The sequence below is a fragment of the Rhodococcus sp. PSi06 genome (assembly GCF_054960675.1).
The window spans coordinates 229,274-249,659 of sequence record NZ_JBHNYO010000007.1 but is presented as its reverse complement, the minus strand read 5'-3'; the positions used below and the strand labels follow the sequence as shown (position 1 = coordinate 249,659).

Here is a 20,386-nt window from a genome sequence, read left to right as displayed (position 1 = left end):
GGTCAATGTCACATCGAGTGGACCTCAGGGGTCTGATCGGTAGAGGCATCAGGGCCGGCGATAGGTCACTTGTGGATAGTTGTTCGCGTTGGTGACGCTGGCGTGCACGTTGTATACCGTGCGGACCAGGTCCTCGGTGATCACGCTCTTCGGGGTTCCCGATGCCACGATGGCTCCGTGGTTCAGGACGATGATGCGGTCGCAGAACATTGCGGCGAGGTTGAGGTCGTGCAGGGCGATGTAGCTGCTCAGCGGTAGGCCTGCGACGAGGGTCAGGATCTCGAGTTGGTGCTGAATGTCGAGGTGGTTGGTCGGCTCGTCGAGCAGTAGCTCGGTGGGCTGTTGAGCCAGGGCGCGCGCGATCTGGACGCGTTGACGCTCTCCGCCGGAGAGGGTGTGCCAGCGGCGGGTGGCTTTGGATGCCATGGCGGTGTCGGTCAGTGCCCGCGCTATGGCTTTCTCGTCGTCCGCCGCGTCTCCGCCGAGGATTCCGTGGTGCGGAATGCGCCCGAGACGCACGACGTCACGAACGCTGATGTCGACGTCGGTGTCGGAGTGTTGGTCGACCATCGCCACGCGACGGGCGACGCGACGTCGACGCAACGAACGCAGGTTGTCTCCGTCGAGCAGCACGTCGCCACTGTCGGGGGAGACGATGCCAGCAAGGATTCGTAGGAGGGAGGACTTGCCCGATCCGTTCGGTCCGATCAGACCGATGGTCTCCCCCGGCTCCGGCTCGAAGTCGATGCCGTCGAGAATGGGGTGTCCGCCGCGGGTCCAGCGAATATCTCTGGCGCGTAGTGTCATCGGGATCTCCTGAGCCGGAACAGAATCAGCGCGAAGGCAGGAACTCCGATCAGTGCAGTGACCACTCCCACGGGTATTTCCTGTGGCGCGAACACTGTTCGGGCAATGGTGTCGACCCAGACCATGAAAATGGCACCGATCACCACCGTCGTCGGAAGCAGTCTGCGGTGCCGCGCTCCGACGACGAAGCGGGCGGCATGCGGAAGGACCAGACCCACGAAGCCGATTGCCCCCGCGGCGCTGACGAGGGCAGCAGTGATCAAGGCGGTGATGACCAGCAACAGGATTCGCACCCATTTCACCGGAACGCCCAGCGATGCGGCCGCGTCGTGCCCGAAGGTGAAAGCATCGAGGGCGGAGGTGTTCAGCAGACACACCGTCAATCCCAGTAGCGTGACCGCGCCGCACAACACCACGTCCGTCCAGTCGGCACCGCTGAGGGAGCCGAGCAGCCAGAACAGCACCCCGCGAGTTTGCTCGGCGTCGGCCGAGGATATGACGATGAACGACGTCAGAGCCGAGAACAGTTGTGTACCGGCTACTCCCGCCAGCACGACGCGGTCGTTTCCGCCGCCCGCTCCGGCCGCGAGCAGCATGACCAGCACGAACGAAAGCAGCGCACCTGCGAAAGCTCCGGTCGACAGCGACAGTGCACCGCCGCCGACCCCCAGTACCGCAACGATGACCGCACCGGTGGATGCGCCGGACGAGATACCCAGGACGAAGGGATCGGCGAGAGGATTTCGCAGCAGCGACTGCATGATTGCGCCGCACAGGGCCAAACCGGCACCACAGATCGCAGCCAGGAGCGTTCGAGGTAGGCGGAGCTGCCAGACAATACCGTCCTCGATGCGGCTCACCCCGGCCGATCCGAACCCGATGTGTGCCAGGATCACTCGGTACACGTCCCCTACCGACACCGACGCGGGCCCGATCGTGACCGCTACCCCGATCGACAGCACCGCCACCACACAACCCCCGAGCAGAAGCGGGATCAACAGCCCGCGGTCGGTTCGGATCATCGTGTGGCCAGACCCCAATTCTGCAGGGCAGCAGCTACTTTCTCCACGCCGTCGACGGTGCGGATCGAGGGATTCAGATCGGCCCCGTTGACGACGATGTAGCGCTTGCTCCCGACGGCAGGCATTCGGTTCGTCACCGAGTTCGACTCCAGAAAGCCGATCTTGCTCTCGAGGGCATCCCCGGCGAGGCTGCGTCGGCTCAGATCTGCGAGTACCAACGCAGTCGGATCGCGGTCGATCACGCTCTCCCAGTTGACCTGTGGCCATTCGTCGGTCGTATCGGCGTAGATGTTCGCGGCTCCCACGGAGTCGGTGATGATGCCCGACGATCCGCAGCAACCGGCCATGTACGGCGTGTCGGTATCGGCGAACCAGTAGGCCAACCTCACCCCTGAGGCGTCGACCGATCCCGAAGCCTTCTCGAACCGATCCTGCAGTTCCGAAACCAGTCGTTCGCCGCGATCTCGTACATCGAATACAGCCGCCAGTTCACGAATCTCTTGATAGACGGTCTCGATCACCAGCGGCTCCGTGCGGGCACCATCGGAATTGACGCTCTCGTCGGTCTTGCCCTGACAGTCCGTGGGCGAGAGGTAATTCGGCACGCCGAGTTGCTCCAACCTGCCCCGATCGGCGACTCCCCCAGGTCCGAGAGTGCCCCCGAAGGACGCGGACACGAAATCGGGCTCGGTGTCCAGCACGACCTCGAGGGACGGCTGGTTGTCCGCGAGCCTGGGCACCGTGGCGTTCTCGGACTCGAGGTTCGAGCGAACCGGGTCGGTCCAGGTGGCAGTGCCCACCATGCGATCGGCCAACCCCAGGGAGAGAAGAATTTCCGTCGAGCTCTGATTCAACGACACCGCGCGTTGCGGCGGTGCGTCGACGACCACCTCGCGGCCGCAGTTGTCGATGGTCAGTGGAAAGTTTCCGGTCGTGGCGGTGGACGCCTGGGGTGGCGATGCCGTCGAACAGGCGGAAAGGACAAGGATGGAGACAGCGCCGATTGCGGCGAAAGTGGTACGCATCGAAGAGCTTCCTGCTTGGGGCTCGTGTCGCGGAGCCGCGGGTGGGGTCGATCACGACGACCGAGCATTCGGACTTCGAGCTCTCACCCGTCACCGTTGCGCGCCAGCTCCGGAATTGCACCGGATTCCCTCGTTCGTCGCGTTCCGACCCTATCCTGCGGGGTACCTCGATGGTCAGCGTGCCGCTGTCGTCACCGGCTCCTGTGCAAAGTTGCTCGGAAAGGTGTTGCGCGCCGACACGACCACGATCAGACCTGCCGCGACAAGCACGGTTGCCGCGGCAGTGACGGCCACGATGCCGCGAACATCGACGACGACTCCGCCCACCAGAGCACCCGTGGCAATGGCCAGCTGAAAGGCGACGACATAGATTGCCGAAGCCTTGTCCGGATCGCTCGGTGCCGATCGAACCACAGTCGACTGAATGCAGACCGGGATCGTGGTGAATGCCATCCCCCACAAAGCAATGGCCACGACGGCGAACACGGCGAAGCTGCCCGGCGCTCCACTGAGCGTGCACCACAGAATTGCCACCGCGACGGCAACAGCGCCGAGGGCCGCAATGGTGGAATGACGGGGCCAACGGTCGAACGTTCTGCCGATCACCCAGATGCCGACGACTCCGAACAGGCCGTACAGCATCAATATCAGCGTCAGAGTGGTTCCTGCCGAACCGATTACCCGATCGACGATCAGCGCGAAATAGGTGTACGCGGCGAAATGACCGAGGACGGCCAGAAACGTCACGCCGCACAGAATTGCCAGGGTGCCGTCGAGCACCCGCGGTGTCTTTTTCTCGTCGTACGTAGTGCGACCGACGGGCAGGGATGGAAGTACGAAGTACAGCGCCACCGCGATGGCGGCCGCGACTACTCCGAGAATCGTTGCAGCGGTGCGCCATCCGAGCCACTGACCCAGCGCAGCGGTGAGTGGATTGCCGGCAACCAATGCCAACGACGTGCCCGCATACACCGTGGCAATGGCTTTACCCTGCTTTCCCGGCAACGCGAGCGATGCAGCGACGGGTGCGACCACCGCCCAGAAGATGCCGTGCGTTGCGGCGCAGAGCATTCGCGAGATCACCAGCATCGGGTAGCCGACCGACACTGCCGACAGCAGTTGCGACAGTGCAAGAGCAGCAACGGTGATCACGACGACGCGTCGACGGGGCCACTCGCGCACGACCCTGATCAACGGCATCGTCATCACCGCAACGCCGTAGGCGTAGAAGGTCAGCAGCAGTCCGACGGCAGATTCGCTGACACCGAGGTCGCCGGATATCTCCGGGAGCAGACCCACGGGCAGTGTTTCTGCCGTGACGTAGATGAATGCGGCAGCGGCGAGCACCACCAACTTCGGAGCGGGTGAAGACATGCTGTGTATCGTTACACATGATGGCACGGTCGCGCTAGAGTGGCTCGGTGAACACTCGGGTGACCATGGCCGACGTCGCCGCGGCCGCGGGCGTCTCCACCATGAGCGTGTCGTACACCTACAACCGGCCGAGCCGCGTGTCCGACGCCACCAAGGAGCGCGTGCGCGCGGCGGCGGCGGCTCTCGGTTACACCGGACCCAACCGCGCGGCCCGCTCGTTGAGAAGCGGCACATACAACAGCATCGGGGTCGTGCTGGGAGAAAAGCTCACCTACGCCTTCGAAGATCCACAGGCTCGACGGTTCCTGTCAGGAATCGCCGACGCGTGCCTGGACGCCGACACCGCTCTGGTGATGCTGCCGAACCTGCATCGCGAAACCGACACTGCACGGATCCGCGATGCCCAGGTAGACGGATACGTGGTGTGGACCACCGAGAGCGACGATCCGCTCCTCGACGTGCTCGTCGACACCGGCCGTCCCACCTGCATTCAGGGTGGGCCCCACCATCCGGGCCTGGAGTGGATTTCCATAGACGACCGTGCTGCCGCCGACGCTGTGGCTACCGTCGCCTTGAAAGACCGATCACACCCGGCGATCGTGGCACTTCGACCCGATTCTCGACGCGCGTCGACGGTGGTGCACGGCGCGGACCCGTCGGACGTCTCGATGCCGGTCACTCGCACTCGGCTCGACGGCTACCGCGACGCGTGCGGACGCCTGGACATCGACTGGTCGACCGTTCCCACTCTGTTCACCACCCACAACGCGCGTCCGGAAGGCGAGCAGGCAGCGCGATTGCTGTTGCAGGACAGTACGGTCGACACGCTGCTCGTGATGAGCGACGAACTCGCCCTCGGAGCGCTCGACGCCGCGGCAGCGAACGCAATCGCAGTGCCGTCGCAGTTGGCCGTCACCGGATGGGACGATTCCACCGCGGCAGAAGCCGCCGGGTTGACCACGGTCGCGCAATCCTTGTTCGACCAGGGACGTTCGGCGGCTCGGTGGGTTCTCGGGCTGAGCGAATCCGTGGACGCGGCAACCTGGACAATCGAGCAGCGTGGTTCGACGGGATCCGAAACGTGCCATAAACCGCGCTAGGCATGGTTGAATGTGACTTAAAAAGGGGATGTGCCCGGTTTATAGCGTGAAAGCAAACTCTGAGCTAGAGTCCCTTATGGCTGTCCGGCCATGAGGGGGAACTGTGAGTGCAGAGCACGACGCGCCGCCCCGTCCTGTCTCCGCGACCAGGCACGATTCTCTGACCGGACTCGCGAGCCGTGACGAGATTCTCGTGCTCGTCACCGCCGAACTCGACTCGGGCGGCAACTTCAGCGTCCTGCTGGTCGACATCGACGGATTCCGTGAATTCAACGACGCACTGGGACCGGCCCAAGGTGACGAATTGCTGTGCATGGTCGCCGACCGACTCACCGCATCATTGCGCCCGGGTGACACCATCGGCCGACTGGCCGGCGACGAATTCGTCGTCATCGCACGCCGATGCCACTCCATCGCCGCCCGCGCGATGGCCGCGGGATTCGCGAGCATCTTCGAGCCCGCCTTTCATCTCGGCAGCCGGCAACTGACCCTCACGGCCAGCGTCGGAGTTACCTCCAGCACCGCCGATATCAGCGTCAGCGCAACGCAATTGGTACACAACGCGACTGCCGCGATGCACGCCGCGAAAGCAGTAGGACGAAACAAGCATCACGTCTTCACCGACGAGTTGCACCACACCAACCGCACCCGACTCGAGTTGATCGAACGGCTCCGCGGGGTCGCCATGGTCGAACGTGAACTGACGATGGCCTACCAGCCCATCGTGGAACTGGCGACGGGAACGGTAGTCGGCGCAGAAGCACTCATCCGATGGAACCACCCTGAACTCGGCCTGCTGATGCCGGACACCTTCATCCCTCTTGCCGAAGACGCCGACCTCATCGTCCCACTGAGCATGTGGATCATCACCGAGGTCGCCCGCACGATCGCAGACTGGCAAGCACGCGGCATAAACCTCCAGATCGGAGTCAATGTCAGCCCGGCACACTTCGCCGCCGGAACGCTCGCCACCGACGTCATCGCCATCGTCGACACCTACCGCATCGAACGCGGACGGCTCGCAATCGAACTCGCCGAATCACAGACACTGCACGATCTCGAAGCCGTGCACTACCAACTGCGCGACGTCCAACGCCACGGCGTTCTCGTTGCCATCGACGACTTCGGCTCCGGCTTCTCCTCCCTCGAGCGACTCGCCACCCTGCCCGTCGACATCCTCAAAATCGACAAGTCGCTCACCCAGCACCTCGACAGCGACAACCTGCACCGACGCCGCGCCATGACCACACTGTGCACAGCCCTCGCCGACGTCACCGCCACCCTCGGCAAAGACACCGTCATCGAAGGAATCGAGACCGCAGAACAACTCCAGATCTGCACCGACATGGGCGTAACCTTCGGCCAAGGACACCTGCTCGGGCGCCCCATGTCCAGTGCGGCACTCGAACAATTCATCGCTCGCCACAGCACCCACAGCGAATCCGCATAACCCGAGGAACCGAACGTGAAGATCGACAACGAAATTCAACGCTTCACCGACGCACCCCGCGCACAACTCTCCACCATCAACCCCAACGGCACACCGCACCTCGTGCCGATCGTCTTCGCCGTCGCGGACGCCGGAGACCGCATCTTCACCGCCATCGACTGGAAACCCAAGACAACCCAGAAACTCCAGCGACTCGACAACATCCGCGCCGACCCTGCCGTCAGCCTCATCGTCGACCACTACACCGACGACTGGTCCCAACTCTGGTGGATCCGCGCCGACGGAAACGCTCACATCACCGAATCCTCCAGCACCGAAGGCACACTGGCCTTGAATGCCTTGGTTGCGAAATACAGTCAATACAAGAACAACAGACCCGAGGGTCCGGTGATCATCATCGAAAAACTGTCCTGGCGATCCTGGTCTGCTTCCTGACGCGATCCCCTGGTCCACTCGATGTGACATTCGGTGGCCTTTCCGACACTCGATGTCACATCGAGTGGACATGAAGGTGGGCGAACAGGCGACGGTGCGCCCGAAATTCGCTCGCCGATGTGCCGTACGCCCGTCAAACTGCTCACCATGATGTTCGCACCTCCCGAATGGATCGAGACCGAGCGCCTCGTGCTTCGTCGTGAGTTGCCGAACGATGCCGTCGCCATTGCCGATGCGATTGCCCGCAACCGAACTCGACTACTGCCGTGGATGGGGTGGGCGACGGATGAAGCTGCCCAGGTCGCCACCCAGATCGCTCGAATCGCAGAAGCGGGTGAGCACTGGAACGCCGGCGAGATGTTCGATTACGGGATATTCGACCGCGTCGACGGGTTGTTCATGGGCAAGATCGGGTTGCATCGCAGAATCGGGCCGCATGGAATGGAATTGGGATACTGGCTCGACGCCGAGGCCGAGGGACGTGGAGTGATCACCGAAGCGACCACGAGGCTCGTACGAGAGGCACTCGACATGGACGGCATCGGCCGCGTCGAAATACATTGCGACGAAGCCAATTCGAGGAGCAGAGCCGTACCGGAGAGGCTCGGTTTCGTTCTCGACCGCATCGAGCAGCGACCGATCGCTGCGGCGTCCGAGACCGGCCGTCACCTGGTGTGGGTATATCAGCCGGATCGTCGGTAGGTCCGGTCCGTTGCCGGATGCGCACTGACGTCAGGGCGTTCGCGTGCTCTGGCTTGCTCGTATCGTGCTCGTAGGTCCGACAGCACCCGTTCCGGATCGTCGCGAATGTCGCTCGGAAGGTGTGTCACCACGATCAGGCCGGCGTTCTGCGCACGCTCACGGCGTTCCACAGTCGCTTTGTGCGCCGCCGGTGACAGATGGTGTTCGAGTGAGTCGATCTCCCAGTCCAGTGCAACATCGTCGAGCCAATTGTCGGCGATCAGAATGAACTTTCCCTGCGTGTCGTACACGGCCACATTGTGTTGCATCGCCGGAAGTCCGCTGCGTCCGTACAATTTCTGAGCCTGCACTTCGGCGACAGAGTGTGCACCCGAAACCAATTCCCGCAGTACGCGACGGGGCATCGCAGTCCCCCGCGTGCTGCCGGCGTCGAGTTCCTTCATGATCGCGTCCACGGTGGCCGCACCTCGTTGCACGACGCTCGCGATCAAGGCCATGCACTGTTCGGCATTCCTCATCCGTCGAACCGCGTCGCACAGGCACCGGACAATCGGCGCGACGCGCAATCCCGACTTGATCTCCGGCACCGGCATCCGCCATGTGCGTTCCACCGCTGCGAAACCCACGGATTTGCGATGTTGCGACTCGGGAATGAGGGCAAACGTCTCTTCGAGCGACGCCGACGTGCCCAATCCATGCAGCGCCAACCCGGCCCGGCCGCTGATCACCGCGTCGCGCCCGCAGTAGATCGACACCGCGATCGCTCGCTCCAGCGGTGTCAACGAACGATTCTTCAAGAACACGAGACCAGGTAGCGCTCGCGACCAAATGCCGTCCGGCAGTGTGCGTCGAACAATCGTCCTCGACGCCACCCCGAGTTCGAGCAGGTGCGCGGTCCGTACCAATCCACGATCCGACGCAGCCGCGATCACCTTCGCGTCGATTTTCGCGCCACCCCGCTTCATGCTCATGATGATGCGCTGTCCGCGCGATCACCAGCGCACCCAACGACGGCAAACGTTCTGGGTTGTGGACAACTCGCACCCTGTGGACAAACCCGGGGCGATCACGAACGCCCACTCGGCATCCGATCGGGCGTCCGGATGCCACTCGATGTGCCATTGACCGTCGAAAAGGCCACCGACGGTCACATCGAGTGGGCGAGCGGGGTGGGAAATGGTCGCCTGAGTCGGCGTTGACGGGGATACCGTCTACCTTGCATAGGTGCAGTCTGACTTCGGGAGTGAGATATGACGGCGACAGCAGTTCCTTCGGAACGGTCCGGCACTTCGGCTCCCCGGTCGTTTTCGCCCCCCGAGCGGGGTCGTTTGCGCGAGGTGCCGCATATCGCGGGGCTGGTTCTCGGGGTGTTCTCGGCGGCGTTGTTTCTGTGGTCCCTGTCGCCGACTCTTCGCTATCTCGTCCACGCCCCTCGCGAATATGTCGACAGGTACTACTTCGATGCGCCGGATACGAGTTTGTCCTGGGCGCTCGTTGTCGGGCTGTTGGCGGCGGCGTTGGCGAGTCGCAAGCGAATTGCGTGGTGGTTGCTGACTGTCTATCTGGTGTTGTTGGCGATCACCAATGTGGTCGAAGGCATCCAGGACAAGGACGTCAATTCGTGGATCGCGTTGGCGGTCCATGTGGTGGTCGCAGGGTTGCTGATCGCGGCGCGCAAGGAGTTCTACACGCGTGTGCGTCGCGGGGCGGGGTGGAAGGCGCTCGGGGTGCTCGTTCTCGGAGCCGCCGTCGGGACGATTGTCGGTTGGGCGTTGGTGGCGTTGTTCCCGGGTTCGTTGCCGGAAGGTCAGACGTTCCTGTGGGCCTTCAACCGGGTCACGGCGTTGGCGACCGTGGACAACGAGCAATTCGACGGCAGACCCAACGGCTTCGTCAACACTGCGTTGGGGCTGTTCGGAGCGCTGGCGCTGCTGGGCGCGGTCGTCACGTTGTTTCGATCGCAGCGGTCCGGCAATGCGCTCACCGGTCGCGACGAGTCGGCCCTGCGCGGCCTGCTCGACAAATGGGGTGCCGACGATTCCCTCGGCTACTTCGCCACCCGCCGCGACAAGGGTGTCATCTTCGCCACCAGCGGCAAGGCGGCGGTGACCTATCGCGTCGAGGTCGGGGTGTGCTTGGCCAGTGGGGATCCGATCGGTAATCCGGAGGCCTGGCCCCACGCAATCTCGGAGTGGCTGGACCTGGCCGAGAAGTACGGGTGGACACCGGCCGTCATGGGGGCCAGCGAGATCGGGGCCACCGCCTACAAGCGGGCCGGCTTGAGTGTTCTCGAACTCGGCGACGAAGCAATCTTGAAAACCAAAGATTTCAACCTCAATGGACGAGAGATGCGCCCCGTGCGTCAGGCCGTCAACCGGGCTCGCAAAGCGGGTGTCGTGGTCACCGTGCGTCGTCACCGCGATATCGCGACGGAGGAGATGAACGAGATCATTGCCTGCGCGGATGCGTGGCGCGATACCGAGACCGAGCGCGGCTTCTCGATGGCGTTGGGCCGCCTGGGTGATCCTCTCGACGGCGATTGCCTTCTGGTGCAAGCGGTTCAGGGCGAGAAGATCATCGGTGTGCTGTCCTTGGTGCCGTGGGGTCGCACCGGTGCGTCGCTGGATCTGATGCGCCGGGATCCCGCGTCGCCCAATGGCGTCATCGAACTGATGGTGACCGAACTCGCTACCGGTGCCGATCATTTCGGCGTCAGCAAGATCTCGCTGAACTTTGCGGTGTTCCGAGCGGCGTTCGAGGAGGGCAGTCGGATCGGTGCAGGTCCGGTACTGCGCATTTGGCGCAGTGTCTTGGTGTTCTTCTCACGCTGGTGGCAGCTCGAGGCGCTGTATCGCTCGAACGTCAAGTACTTGCCCGAGTGGGAGCCGCGCTACCTCTGCTTCGCAGACAACCGTGTGTTGCCCAAGGTGGGCGTCGCGTCGGCTATCGCAGAAGGTTTTCTCACTCTCCCGACCTTTCGGCGCGGTTCCAAGCACACCGGATCCCATGTTGCGGTGCCCGCCGCACTGGTCGATGCCGAGCACATCCACTCCGACGGCAGCGGACCGGACACGCTCGCGGACGAGCCGGTAGTCGGCCGAAAGCGCCCCGACCAGGTGCGCGTCCGCATGGCCAAACTCGAGCGCCTCGAGAGCGAGGGTGTCGAAGGCTATCCCGTCGCGTATCCCCCGACGCACACGGTCGAAGCTGCCGCCGCATCCCCGCAGGGCACTACCGTGCGGATCGCCGGACGCATCCTGCGAATCCGCGACTACGGCAGCGTCTCGTTCGCCGTGATCCGAGACTGGTCGGCCGACATCCAGGTGTTGTTCGACCGCGAACGCGTCGGCGACAGGATCGAAGAATTCGATGCCGACTTCGATTTGGGCGACCTCGTCGAGGTCAGCGGAACCATCGGGTACAGCAGGCGTGGTGAGTTGTCGCTGCTGGCCACCGAATGGCGAATGAACGCCAAGTGCCTGCATCCTCTCCCCGACAAGTATCGCGGTCTGACCGACCCGGAGGCACGGGTGCGCCAGCGCTACGTCGATCTGGCGATCAATCGCGACGCCCGCTCTCTGCTCATTGCCAGATCCAATGTCGTTAAATCCCTTCGTGATTCGTTGGGAGAGCGCGGATACATGGAAGTCGAGACCCCGATTCTGCAGCAGGTGCACGGTGGTGCCAACGCGGCACCGTTCGTCACCCATATCAACGCCTACAACCTGGATCTGTATCTGCGTATCGCCCCGGAGCTCTACCTCAAGCGGCTGTGTGTGGGCGGGATGGAGAAGGTCTTCGAGATCGGCCGAGTGTTCCGCAACGAAGGCGCAGACTTCAAACACAATCCTGAGTTCACGATCCTCGAAGCGTACGAGGCCCACAGCGACTACGAACGCGCAATGGTGTTGTGCCGAGAACTGATTCAACGAGCGGCCGTGGCGGCGCACGGTCGCGAAATAGTGCTGCGTCCCGACGGCCCGAACGGGGAGATGATCGAGATCGACATCTCCGGCGAATGGCCCGTCAAGACACTGCACGGTGCCGTCGCCGAGAAGTTGGGTGTTCCCGTCGAGCCGGCGACTCCGCTGGACGAGCTGCAGCGGTTGTGCGACGAGAACGACATTCCGTACGACAAATCGTGGGACGCGGGCGCCGTCGCGCAGGGAATGTACGAGCATCTGGTGGAGGACTACACCGAGTTCCCCACGTTCTACAAGGACTTCCCGACGTCGATGTCGCCGTTGACCAGACCACATCGAAGCATTCCGGGCGTGGCAGAGAAGTGGGATCTGGTCGCGTGGGGCGTGGAACTCGGTACCGCGTACAGCGAACTGACCGACCCCGTCGACCAACGTCAGCGCCTCACCGAGCAGTCCCTGTTGGCGGCCGGCGGCGACGAAGAGGCAATGAGCCTGGACGAGGACTTCCTGCAGGCGCTCGAGCACGGCATGCCGCCGACCGGCGGCCTGGGGATGGGCGTGGACCGAGTCGTCATGCTGATCACCGGAGGAAGCATCCGCGAGACTCTTGCGTTTCCGCTGGCCAAGCCGCGTCAGTGAGTGTCGTCGACGACCTTTTCGCCGAGCAAGTGTGCAAAACCGGGAAAATGATGGAAACTGGAGCCCGAAACAGACGACAGGTCAGCAAATCATGGTGGAGAAAAGATGGATCACGGCAACCGAACCGAGCGCAGTGCGTTGTTTCCCGTGAAACATCCTCCCGGCCAGTACGTCGAGGTGGACGGACAACGCCTGCATGTCTTCGTGCGAGGAACCGGGCCTACAGTGGTCCTGTGCGGTGGCCTCGGTAGCAATTGGTTCGACTGGAACGACACCGTCGACATCTTGAGCGCTCACCACCACGTCGTCGTGATCGACCGGCCCGGCTTCGGACTCAGCGATCCCCTGCCCGCCGGTGCCATGCCCACCGTCCGCGGGGAAGCAGACAGGATCGTCGGCGTTCTCGACGCACTCGGAGTCACCGAGCCGGCCGTGATAGCAGGTCATTCGATTGCCGGCTTCTACGCTGAAGCCGTCGCACGGCTGTACCCGTCGCGCATTCGCGGAATTCTGTTGCTCGATTCCAGCGCAGAATCGGACCCCCGACGCTTCGTTCCCGGTGTCGTCCGTGTCCAGACTGCGCGCGTCGTCGCGACGGTGCTCGACAAAACCGGTGTGCAGAAGCTGTTCGGACCGCGTGTGCGCCGCGTGCTGAACCAGGCGACACCGCCCGATGGCACACCGCAGGAGACATTCGACTGGGTGGACGACATCTACCGCAGGCCCACCTACCTCGCCGCCGCGCTCGTCGAAGATGTCGTCTATCCCGATTTGGCCATCGAACTGAACAAACTCCGCAAGCGCTCGACGCTCGTCGTTCCGGTCATTGTTGCGGCAGCTCACACCGGACGCCCCTCACCGTGGGGCAAGAGGTGGATCAGAACCCAACGCAAGCTCGCCGAGTATCTGCGTGCCGATTTCACCGTCGTCATGCCTGCCCACCACCACGCCATGATCGACAAACCGGCCGAGGTTGCGGCCCTCATCGCCGAACTGGTGTGAACCCCTCCAGGCGACGCACGTAACGTGTCTCTGCGAGCCCGCAGCCCAAGACCCGAGCCGAAGCTCGGCGATGGCGCGGTAGCACGAGAGGAAATTGAAGATGGGTGCGATCAGCACGACGCAAGGTCGACAGTCGAAGATGCTCGGTTTGGGCGTTCATCGCCCGGAACGCATAGTGACGAACGACGAGATCTGCGAGTTCATCGACTCCAGTGACGAGTGGATCCAGACACGCTCGGGAATCAAGAACCGGCGCTTCGCCGATCCCGAGGAGAACGTCGTCCAGATGTCCATCTCGGCAGGTCGCAAAGCCCTCGAGGCCAGCGGAATCACGGCCGATCAGGTCGATACCGTCATCGTCGCCACCTCGACGCACCTCGAACTGACACCCCAAGCAGCCGCGAAAGTGGCACACGGCCTGGGCACCAAGGGCCCGGCAGCGTTCGACATCTGCGCCGGCTGCGCGGGATTCTGCTACTCCCTGGCCGTCGCATCCGATCTGGTCAAGGCCGGAACCTCGAAGTACGTACTGGTCATCGGAGCCGAGCAGCTCAGCGTCACCACCGACCCCTACGACCGCACCACGCGCTTCATCTTCGCCGACGGCGCAGGTGCCGTGGTCGTCGGACAGAGTGACGAAACCGAAATCGGACCCGCCGTCTGGGGCTCCGACGGCTCACAGTCCGACGCCATCGTCCAGACCATCGACTGGTACGACTACATCACCAAAGCCGACATGGAACGCCCCTGGATCCGGATGAACGGAATCTCCGTCTTCCGCTGGGCGGCATTCGAAATGGGCAAGGCCGCGCAGAAGGTCCTCGACGTCGCCGGCATCAAGGCCGACGAACTACACGCCTTCATCCCCCACCAGGCCAACAGCCGCATCACCGACCTGCTGGCGAAGAGTCTCAACCTGAACGAAGACACCCCCGTCGCCAACGACATCGCAGAAACCGGCAACACCTCTGCGGCATCGATCCCACTGGCCATGGAAGAACTGCTGCGCACCGGCAAAGCAAAAGCAGGAGACACCGCACTCCTGCTCGCCTTCGGTGCCGGACTGTCCTACGCCGGACAGGTAGTCAAGCTCCCCACCCTGTAGTTGCCAGTCTCCATTTCGCCCGCGCCCGAATCCCCGGTGCACTCGATGTGACGTTCAGTGGCCTTTTCGACGGTCAATGTCACATCTAGTGGACTTGGGGAGCGGGTGTGGGCGGAATCAGGACCGGAGCCGGGGTCGAGTCGTACAGTTGTTGTATGCCCAAGCCGCCGTTGCCCGATGATGCTGTGGAAATGTTGACGAAGCCGAATCCCGCGGTCATGGCTGTGGTTCGTGCCGATGGAACGCCGATCACCGCACCCACCTGGTATTTGTGGGAGGACGGGAAGGTCGTGCTCAATTTCGATGCGTCTCGTAAGCGCCTCGAGCACATTCGCGCGAATCCGAAGGTCTCGATTTCGGTGTTGGACGAGGCCAGTTGGTACACGCATGTGACGGTGCACGGCTCGATCGAGTTGCAGGACGACCCAGATCTGGTGGATATCGATCGCATTTCGACGCACTACACCGGGAATCCGTACCCGGTGCGGGATCAGCCTCGAGTGACCGGGTAAGTGACCGTCGACGCGTATGTGGGCTGGGGCAAACTCGGGACGTAGACGTGTGCGCGCGCTTGCGGCGGCAGTGTCGAGGTGTCACACTCCCGCAATGGTGAATCCGCAGGGCGAGGGCAGCGATCCGTTCGAGGTATCCGACAAGGGTCAGCCGTACCCGGGCCAGCAGCAGTATCCGCCGTACCAGAATCCTCAGAGCCAGTACCAGAATCCCCAGTACGCCGGCCAGCAGTATCCCAACCCCCAGTATCCCAACCCGCAGTACGGGAATGCGCCGTATGCCGGGGGATATCAGACGCCTGCACCCACCAACACGCTGGCGATCGTCTCGCTGGTGTTGGCGATCTTGGGTCTGACGTTCATTCCACTGATCGCGTCGGTCTGTGCGGTGGTGTGTGGCCACCTCGCGAAGGGCCAGATCAAGCGCAACGGCGAGGGCGGATCAGGATTCGCCACGGCCGGCCTCGTGGTCGGCTACGTGTCGATTGCGCTGTTCGTCATCATCGTGGGTGCGATCGTCATCTTCGCGCTGGCAGCCTCGAACTCATCCACGTACTGAGTTCGGTTGCTGCGCCAGTCGACCGTTCATCGCTACGGCCCACAGGCCGGCGACTACTGCCAGCGCAATGACGAACAGCGCCAATGCATTCCATCCGAGTGACTGAAAAACGACTCCGCCGAGCCAGCCCACGACGGACGATCCTCCGTAGTAGAACAGGTTGTACAGCGAGGTTGCCTGAGCTCGGCCGTGCACTGCGCGTTGCCCGGTCCACCCCGACGCGATGGCGTGAGCGGCAAAAAATCCCATCGTGAAGATCACCAGTCCGGTGAGGATGACCGCCAGATTCGACGCCATCGTCAGAGCGACTCCGGCAATCATCGTCGCGGTCGAGCCGGCCAGGACGATCGACCGGCCGTGCTCGATCGCCAGCTTGCCTGCCACTCGCGACGAGACCGTGCCGCTCAGATACGCCACGAAGATGAGACTGATCAGCGACTGTGGAAGTCCGAAAGGCGCTGCCTCCAAACGGAATCCGAGGAAGTTGTAGATCGCGACAAATCCGCCCATCAGCAGGAAACCCTGGCCGTAGAGTGCCAGCATTCCGGGCTCGCGGAGGTTCACCCACAACCGACCGGGTAGGTCACGAAGCTGGCTGTTCACGAGGGTGGTTCTCGGCCTCGGTGCCAACCAGACGAACAGACCCGCTGCCAGCGCAGCGATGATCGACACGGTGAGTGTTCCGATCCGCCAATTGGTCTGTTCTGCAACGGGTCCTGCCACTATTCGGCCCAGCAGGCCGCCGAGCGTCGTACCGGAAACGTACGTCGCCGCTGCCAACGCGGTGTGATTGCGATGCACCTCCTCGCTGAGGTAGGCGATCGCGATGGCCGGGAGTCCGCCCAGCGCAGCACCTTCGAAGAACCGCACGGCCAGCAACACCTCGAGCGAGGGCGACAACGGCACAAGCAAGCCCAGCGTCGTCGCAGCGAGGATCGAGGCGGTCATCGCCCGCACCCGGCCCACGCGATCGGCTGCAACGGACCACGGAATCACCGAGATCGCCACGCCGACGGTTGCGAGTCCGACGGCCAGTGAGGACTGTGACGGAGAGATGTTCAGGTTCGCCGCAATGAGCGGCAGGATTCCCTGCACCGAGTACAGCTGCGCGAAAGTCGCGACGCCGGCGAACAACAGGGCCAGCACCAGCCGTCGGTATTCGCGTGATCCCTTTGGATGTCCCTCCCACTCCTGAACCTCGGGCCGCGTCTTAGTCATGCCGATCACGTTAGAAGCGCTCACGGTATTCGTCCAATGCATGAGATGCTCGTAACAGATACCTCAGCGATATGATTTACGCATGCGCCGCGAAACCCTCGAGCTGTTGCCCCTGCTCCCGACGCTCGTCGCGGTGGCCGACACCGAACACATCACCGATGCCGCCCACGTCCTGGGCGTCCCACAACCCACCGTCAGCCGCCAGGTCGCTCGCGCGTCGGCGATCCTCGGAGTCGACATCGTGGAACGACGCGGCCGCGGGATCGTGCTCACCAGCACCGGTCGAGTGCTGATTCCTTACCTGCAGCGGGCGCTGAGCGACATCGACGCCGGCATCGACGCCATGACCGAGCACGATTCCCGTGCCCGTGGCCGCATCGCCGTCGCATTCCAGAACACTCTGGGTGAGGACGTCGTGCCTGCACTGATCCGGCAGTTTCGCGTCGACCATCCCGCGGTGACCTTCGATCTCGACCAGGGCGCACGCGCCCGCTGCCTGGACCGGCTTGCAGACCGCACGGCCGACCTGGCGTTCGTATCCCTCAGCGCCGAGCACACCGAGGACAATTCGTTTCAGCTCTACGACGAACGGCTGATGCTGGTGGTCCCCGACGACCATCGCCTCGCGTCGAGAAGAACCGTCGATCTCGCCGATACCGCCGAGGAGAACTACATCGCGATGGGTCATGGCTTCGGAATGCGATCGATCTGCGACGAACTGTGGGCAGATGCCGGCTTCAGCCCGCGCATCGCGTTCGAGGGCCAGGACACCCATACCGTCCGCGGACTGGTGGGTGCCGGTCTCGGGATCGCCATCCTGCCCAGAATTCGTGGCCACGGCGGCGAGGGCGGAACCGTCGACATCAGCCTCGCCCAACCCGCGGCGCGCAGGCGCATCGGCATGGTGTGGGATCCCCGAGTCGAATTGCCGCGTCAGGTCGCACGGTTTCGGTCGATGGTGCAACGCAGCGGTCGGACACTCGTGATTAGGTGAGCCGATGCAATTGGTTCTGGTTCGGCATGCGCTGCCACAACGTTCGGATACCTCGGCCGATCCTGCACTCGCCGAGCTCGGCGTCGAGCAATCCCTGCGGGTGCCCGACGCCGTAGCGCGGTTCCCGATCTCCCGAGTCGTCTCCAGTTCGCAGCGTCGCGCGTTGCAGACGGCACAGCCGTTGGCCGATCGGCTCGATCTGACCGTCGAAGCCGACGAGCGACTGACCGAATACGATCGCGATTTCGGTGGGTACGTACCGATCGAGTCCGCAAAGACCGAATTTCGCGACGCCTTCGACCGCATCAAGGCCGGGCACCTACCCGAGCAGGTCGACGAAAACGCGTTTCGCCAGCGCGTGCTGGCCGGGGTAGCCGATATCGTCTCGAACACCGCGCATACCGACACCGTCGTACTGTTCGCCCACGGCGGCGTCATCAACATCCTTCTGCAGGACGTGTTGCAGACACCGAGGGTCCTGGGATTTCCGATCGATTACTGCTCGGTCACGCGCGTACTGTTCTCGCGAAGCGGTGCGCGGTCGGTGTCGTCGGTGAACGAAACCGAGCACGTATGGGACCTGCTACCTCGCAATCGGCAATCCACAGAGACCTCTTAAAATCCCAGGTCACCGCCGTCGAACACGGCGTCTGTGAGCACGCGCCGGTTCGGAACGCCGTCGGTGGCAGTTAGCCTCGATGTCATCATGGGTGAACTGCGTATTTTCCGACGTCCTGCCGTTGCTCTCACCGCACTGGCGTTTCCACTGGTTGCGGTGGGTGCCTTCGCACTCGGTACCGGCTACGACCTCGGTGGCGAATCGGACGCCACCACCACCACCGTCGTCGCCGAGTCGGACCAGGCTCCGGCGGAGGGTCAGCAAACGGCCGATCCCTTGTCCAAGGCCAGGACGAGCCTCAACAGCGCCTCACTCCCCATCACGTTTCTCTCCAGCGGCATCGGGCAGCTCACCCAGGGCGGAACGCAGCTCAACGACGGCGTAGGGCAGCTCGCCGACGGCATCACGCAGGCTCACGACGGAACCGTTCAGCTCGCCGACGGCTTCGGGCAGTATCGCGACGGCATCGGCCAGCTCGGCGACGGTGCCTCGCAGATCAGCGGCGGCGTCGACCAGGTTGTCGATCAGCTCGCCGGCTTCGGAGCTCTGCAGGCCGACTTCACCGGGAAGCTCGCCGCCACCGCAGACCAGGTCGATCGCTTCCCGCACCCCGGATCCGACGCCATCTCCGGCGAGATCCGCGGCGTGATCGACACCCTGAACACCCAGGCATTCGGCCCCGATACCCTCGCGCAACTGCAGACACTCAAGAGTGGTGCCCAGCAGCTGTCCACCGAACTCAACGACCCGAACAGTCAGTTCCTCGGTGCCACCGCGCAGCTCGGCGACGCCACAATGCAGTTGCGTGACGGACTCGGCCAGCTCGACGACGGCGGGCAGCAGCTCAAGGCCGGCACCGATCAGCTGGTGACATCGGTCAAGCCGGTCGAAGGAATCGTGAACGGCATCGCCACCAACGTGCGCGACGCCTCCGCGGCTCTTCCGCCGCAGGGAACCGCTGCCGCCACCGACGACGCCGGATCGGAACAGAACGTCGCAGCCACGTCGTCGACGACACCGGGTACCGGTGCCACTCCATACCTGATCGCCGCGCTCGTAGCCCTCGGGGCTCTCGGATGCGTCAGCCTCGTGCGGGTCCTCGGTAGGGACACCAAGCCTCGCTGGCTGGCCGTTGCAGCGGCGGTCGCAGCAGTGGGTGTGAGCGCCGCGTTCGCGTTCGCCTTCGCTACCGATGCAGCCCTCGGGCCGGTGATCGCAGCGGGCGCGTTCTTGATCGTCTCCGCCGCGGCCTATCTCGCTGCAGCGGGGGCAGTGCAGCGGGTACTCGGTGCAGTCGTCGGCCAGATCGTCAACGTCGTCGCCCTCGTGGTGCAGGTCGTGGTCTGCGGTTTCGCATACGCGTCGACGGCACCGATCTGGGGCGATCTGGCCGCCTTCATGCCGATGAGCTACACCGCCGCCGGTGCCCGCATCATCGCGTCGGGCGAGATGAGCGGGACCGGCTGGCTCGCAATCGGAGCCACAGTGGCGCTGCTGGCCGTCTCGGCGGTCGTGTACGTCAGCGCCCGGGGTGACTCAGCCGACGGGACGGAGCGGATGAATGGCGGGCGGGGCCGCGAGATGGGCACCGAACTCGCTTAGCGCCTGCTGCAGATGGGGCGTCTGCATGTGAGCGTCGAGGTCGTCCTGCGACTTCCACAATTCGATGGTGATGAAGGTTCCCGGCTCCACCGCCGACTCGAACAGCTCGTAGGAGATGTTTCCGTCTTCCTTGCGGGACTCGGCGACCAGAGCCGACAGGCCGTCGCGCACAGCGTCGATTGCGTCCGGCTTGGCGGTGATCGTTGCGACTACCTTGAGATCGTTGCTCATGAGGTGATGTTTCCTTCGTTCGGGCGAGTCCCACTTTCCTCACCGAACGTACTCCCGACACCCCTAA

At 63.6% G+C, this 20,386-nt stretch carries 19 protein-coding genes and 1 riboswitch; of the genes, 12 read left to right on the top strand and 7 right to left on the bottom strand.

What is annotated here, in order from left to right; all coding sequences use genetic code 11:
- Positions 1–48: 48 nt before the first annotated feature.
- From ACFI9K_RS11810 to ACFI9K_RS11795, 4 genes are all read right to left on the bottom strand, one after another.
- Positions 49–807 carry an ABC transporter ATP-binding protein gene (locus ACFI9K_RS11810; protein WP_462663660.1) on the bottom strand — a complete coding sequence of 253 codons (759 nt, stop codon included), beginning with the start codon at positions 805–807 and terminating at the stop codon, positions 49–51.
- Complete coding sequence (locus ACFI9K_RS11805; RefSeq protein ID WP_462663659.1) at positions 804–1,829, bottom strand: FecCD family ABC transporter permease; 1,026 nt, start codon at positions 1,827–1,829, stop codon at positions 804–806. The genes ACFI9K_RS11810 and ACFI9K_RS11805 overlap by 4 nt, the downstream gene beginning before the upstream one ends.
- Complete coding sequence (locus tag ACFI9K_RS11800; RefSeq protein WP_462663658.1) at positions 1,826–2,854, bottom strand: ABC transporter substrate-binding protein; 1,029 nt, start codon at positions 2,852–2,854, stop codon at positions 1,826–1,828. The genes ACFI9K_RS11805 and ACFI9K_RS11800 overlap by 4 nt, the downstream gene beginning before the upstream one ends.
- Positions 2,840–3,028, bottom strand: a riboswitch (cobalamin riboswitch). Its footprint overlaps the gene before it by 15 nt.
- Positions 3,029–4,228: an MFS transporter gene (locus ACFI9K_RS11795; protein ID WP_462663657.1), complete on the bottom strand. Its 1,200-nt coding sequence runs from the start codon at positions 4,226–4,228 to the stop codon at positions 3,029–3,031.
- 47 nt (positions 4,229–4,275) lie between these two features.
- Between ACFI9K_RS11795 and ACFI9K_RS11790 the strand changes: the two genes are divergently transcribed.
- The 4 genes from ACFI9K_RS11790 (at position 4,276) to ACFI9K_RS11775 (ending at position 7,915) form a co-directional block, all read left to right on the top strand.
- Positions 4,276–5,328, top strand: a complete 1,053-nt coding sequence (locus tag ACFI9K_RS11790; protein WP_462663656.1) for a LacI family DNA-binding transcriptional regulator — start codon at positions 4,276–4,278, stop codon at positions 5,326–5,328.
- A gap of 103 nt (positions 5,329–5,431) precedes the next feature.
- On the top strand, positions 5,432–6,778 hold the full coding sequence (locus ACFI9K_RS11785) for a putative bifunctional diguanylate cyclase/phosphodiesterase (protein WP_462663655.1): 1,347 nt from the start codon (positions 5,432–5,434) through the stop codon (positions 6,776–6,778).
- Positions 6,779–6,793: 15 nt separating this feature from the next.
- The gene (locus ACFI9K_RS11780) at positions 6,794–7,213 is read left to right on the top strand and encodes a TIGR03668 family PPOX class F420-dependent oxidoreductase (protein ID WP_462663654.1); all 420 of its coding nucleotides are present in this window, start codon (positions 6,794–6,796) and stop codon (positions 7,211–7,213) included.
- A gap of 147 nt (positions 7,214–7,360) precedes the next feature.
- A complete protein-coding gene (locus tag ACFI9K_RS11775; RefSeq protein ID WP_462663653.1) occupies positions 7,361–7,915 on the top strand; it encodes a GNAT family N-acetyltransferase in 555 nt (184 codons plus the stop codon).
- Here ACFI9K_RS11775 and ACFI9K_RS11770 read toward each other — a convergent pair.
- Positions 7,897–8,886 carry a hypothetical protein gene (locus ACFI9K_RS11770; RefSeq protein ID WP_462663652.1) on the bottom strand — a complete coding sequence of 330 codons (990 nt, stop codon included), beginning with the start codon at positions 8,884–8,886 and terminating at the stop codon, positions 7,897–7,899. The two genes, ACFI9K_RS11775 and ACFI9K_RS11770, sit on opposite strands and share 19 nt — an antisense overlap.
- 279 nt (positions 8,887–9,165) lie before the next feature.
- Here ACFI9K_RS11770 and lysX point away from each other — a divergent pair, with 279 nt between their 5' ends.
- The 5 genes from lysX (at position 9,166) to ACFI9K_RS11745 (ending at position 15,655) form a co-directional block, all read left to right on the top strand.
- Positions 9,166–12,477 (top strand): bifunctional lysylphosphatidylglycerol synthetase/lysine--tRNA ligase LysX, encoded by a 3,312-nt coding sequence (gene lysX, locus ACFI9K_RS11765; protein ID WP_462663651.1) that lies wholly within the window; start codon positions 9,166–9,168, stop codon positions 12,475–12,477.
- Positions 12,478–12,582: 105 nt separating this feature from the next.
- Positions 12,583–13,479 (top strand): alpha/beta fold hydrolase, encoded by an 897-nt coding sequence (locus ACFI9K_RS11760; protein WP_462663650.1) that lies wholly within the window; start codon positions 12,583–12,585, stop codon positions 13,477–13,479.
- 100 nt (positions 13,480–13,579) lie between these two features.
- The gene (locus ACFI9K_RS11755) at positions 13,580–14,584 is read left to right on the top strand and encodes a beta-ketoacyl-ACP synthase III (protein ID WP_462663649.1); all 1,005 of its coding nucleotides are present in this window, start codon (positions 13,580–13,582) and stop codon (positions 14,582–14,584) included.
- Between the two features lie 155 nt (positions 14,585–14,739).
- The gene (locus tag ACFI9K_RS11750; protein WP_462663648.1) at positions 14,740–15,096 is read left to right on the top strand and encodes a TIGR03618 family F420-dependent PPOX class oxidoreductase; all 357 of its coding nucleotides are present in this window, start codon (positions 14,740–14,742) and stop codon (positions 15,094–15,096) included.
- A gap of 94 nt (positions 15,097–15,190) precedes the next feature.
- The gene (locus ACFI9K_RS11745) at positions 15,191–15,655 is read left to right on the top strand and encodes a DUF4190 domain-containing protein (RefSeq protein ID WP_462663647.1); all 465 of its coding nucleotides are present in this window, start codon (positions 15,191–15,193) and stop codon (positions 15,653–15,655) included.
- On the opposite strand, the gene ACFI9K_RS11740 is transcribed toward ACFI9K_RS11745, so the two are convergent.
- Positions 15,641–16,873, bottom strand: coding sequence for an MFS transporter (locus ACFI9K_RS11740; protein ID WP_462663646.1), 1,233 nt, complete (start codon positions 16,871–16,873; stop codon positions 15,641–15,643). The genes ACFI9K_RS11745 and ACFI9K_RS11740 overlap by 15 nt on opposite strands.
- Before the next feature lie 82 nt (positions 16,874–16,955).
- Between ACFI9K_RS11740 and ACFI9K_RS11735 the strand changes: the two genes are divergently transcribed.
- The 3 genes from ACFI9K_RS11735 to ACFI9K_RS11725 all read left to right on the top strand — a co-directional run bounded on the left by ACFI9K_RS11735 (position 16,956) and on the right by ACFI9K_RS11725 (position 20,088).
- Positions 16,956–17,867, top strand: a complete 912-nt coding sequence (locus ACFI9K_RS11735; RefSeq protein ID WP_462663645.1) for a LysR family transcriptional regulator — start codon at positions 16,956–16,958, stop codon at positions 17,865–17,867.
- Positions 17,868–17,871: 4 nt separating this feature from the next.
- Positions 17,872–18,486 carry a histidine phosphatase family protein gene (locus ACFI9K_RS11730; RefSeq protein WP_462663644.1) on the top strand — a complete coding sequence of 205 codons (615 nt, stop codon included), beginning with the start codon at positions 17,872–17,874 and terminating at the stop codon, positions 18,484–18,486.
- Positions 18,487–18,549: 63 nt separating this feature from the next.
- Complete coding sequence (locus ACFI9K_RS11725) at positions 18,550–20,088, top strand: phage infection protein (RefSeq protein ID WP_462663643.1); 1,539 nt, start codon at positions 18,550–18,552, stop codon at positions 20,086–20,088.
- Here the strand turns inward: ACFI9K_RS11725 and ACFI9K_RS11720 are convergent.
- Complete coding sequence (locus ACFI9K_RS11720) at positions 20,023–20,319, bottom strand: putative quinol monooxygenase (RefSeq protein ID WP_462663642.1); 297 nt, start codon at positions 20,317–20,319, stop codon at positions 20,023–20,025. The two genes, ACFI9K_RS11725 and ACFI9K_RS11720, sit on opposite strands and share 66 nt — an antisense overlap.
- Between the last annotated feature and the right edge of the window lie 67 nt (positions 20,320–20,386).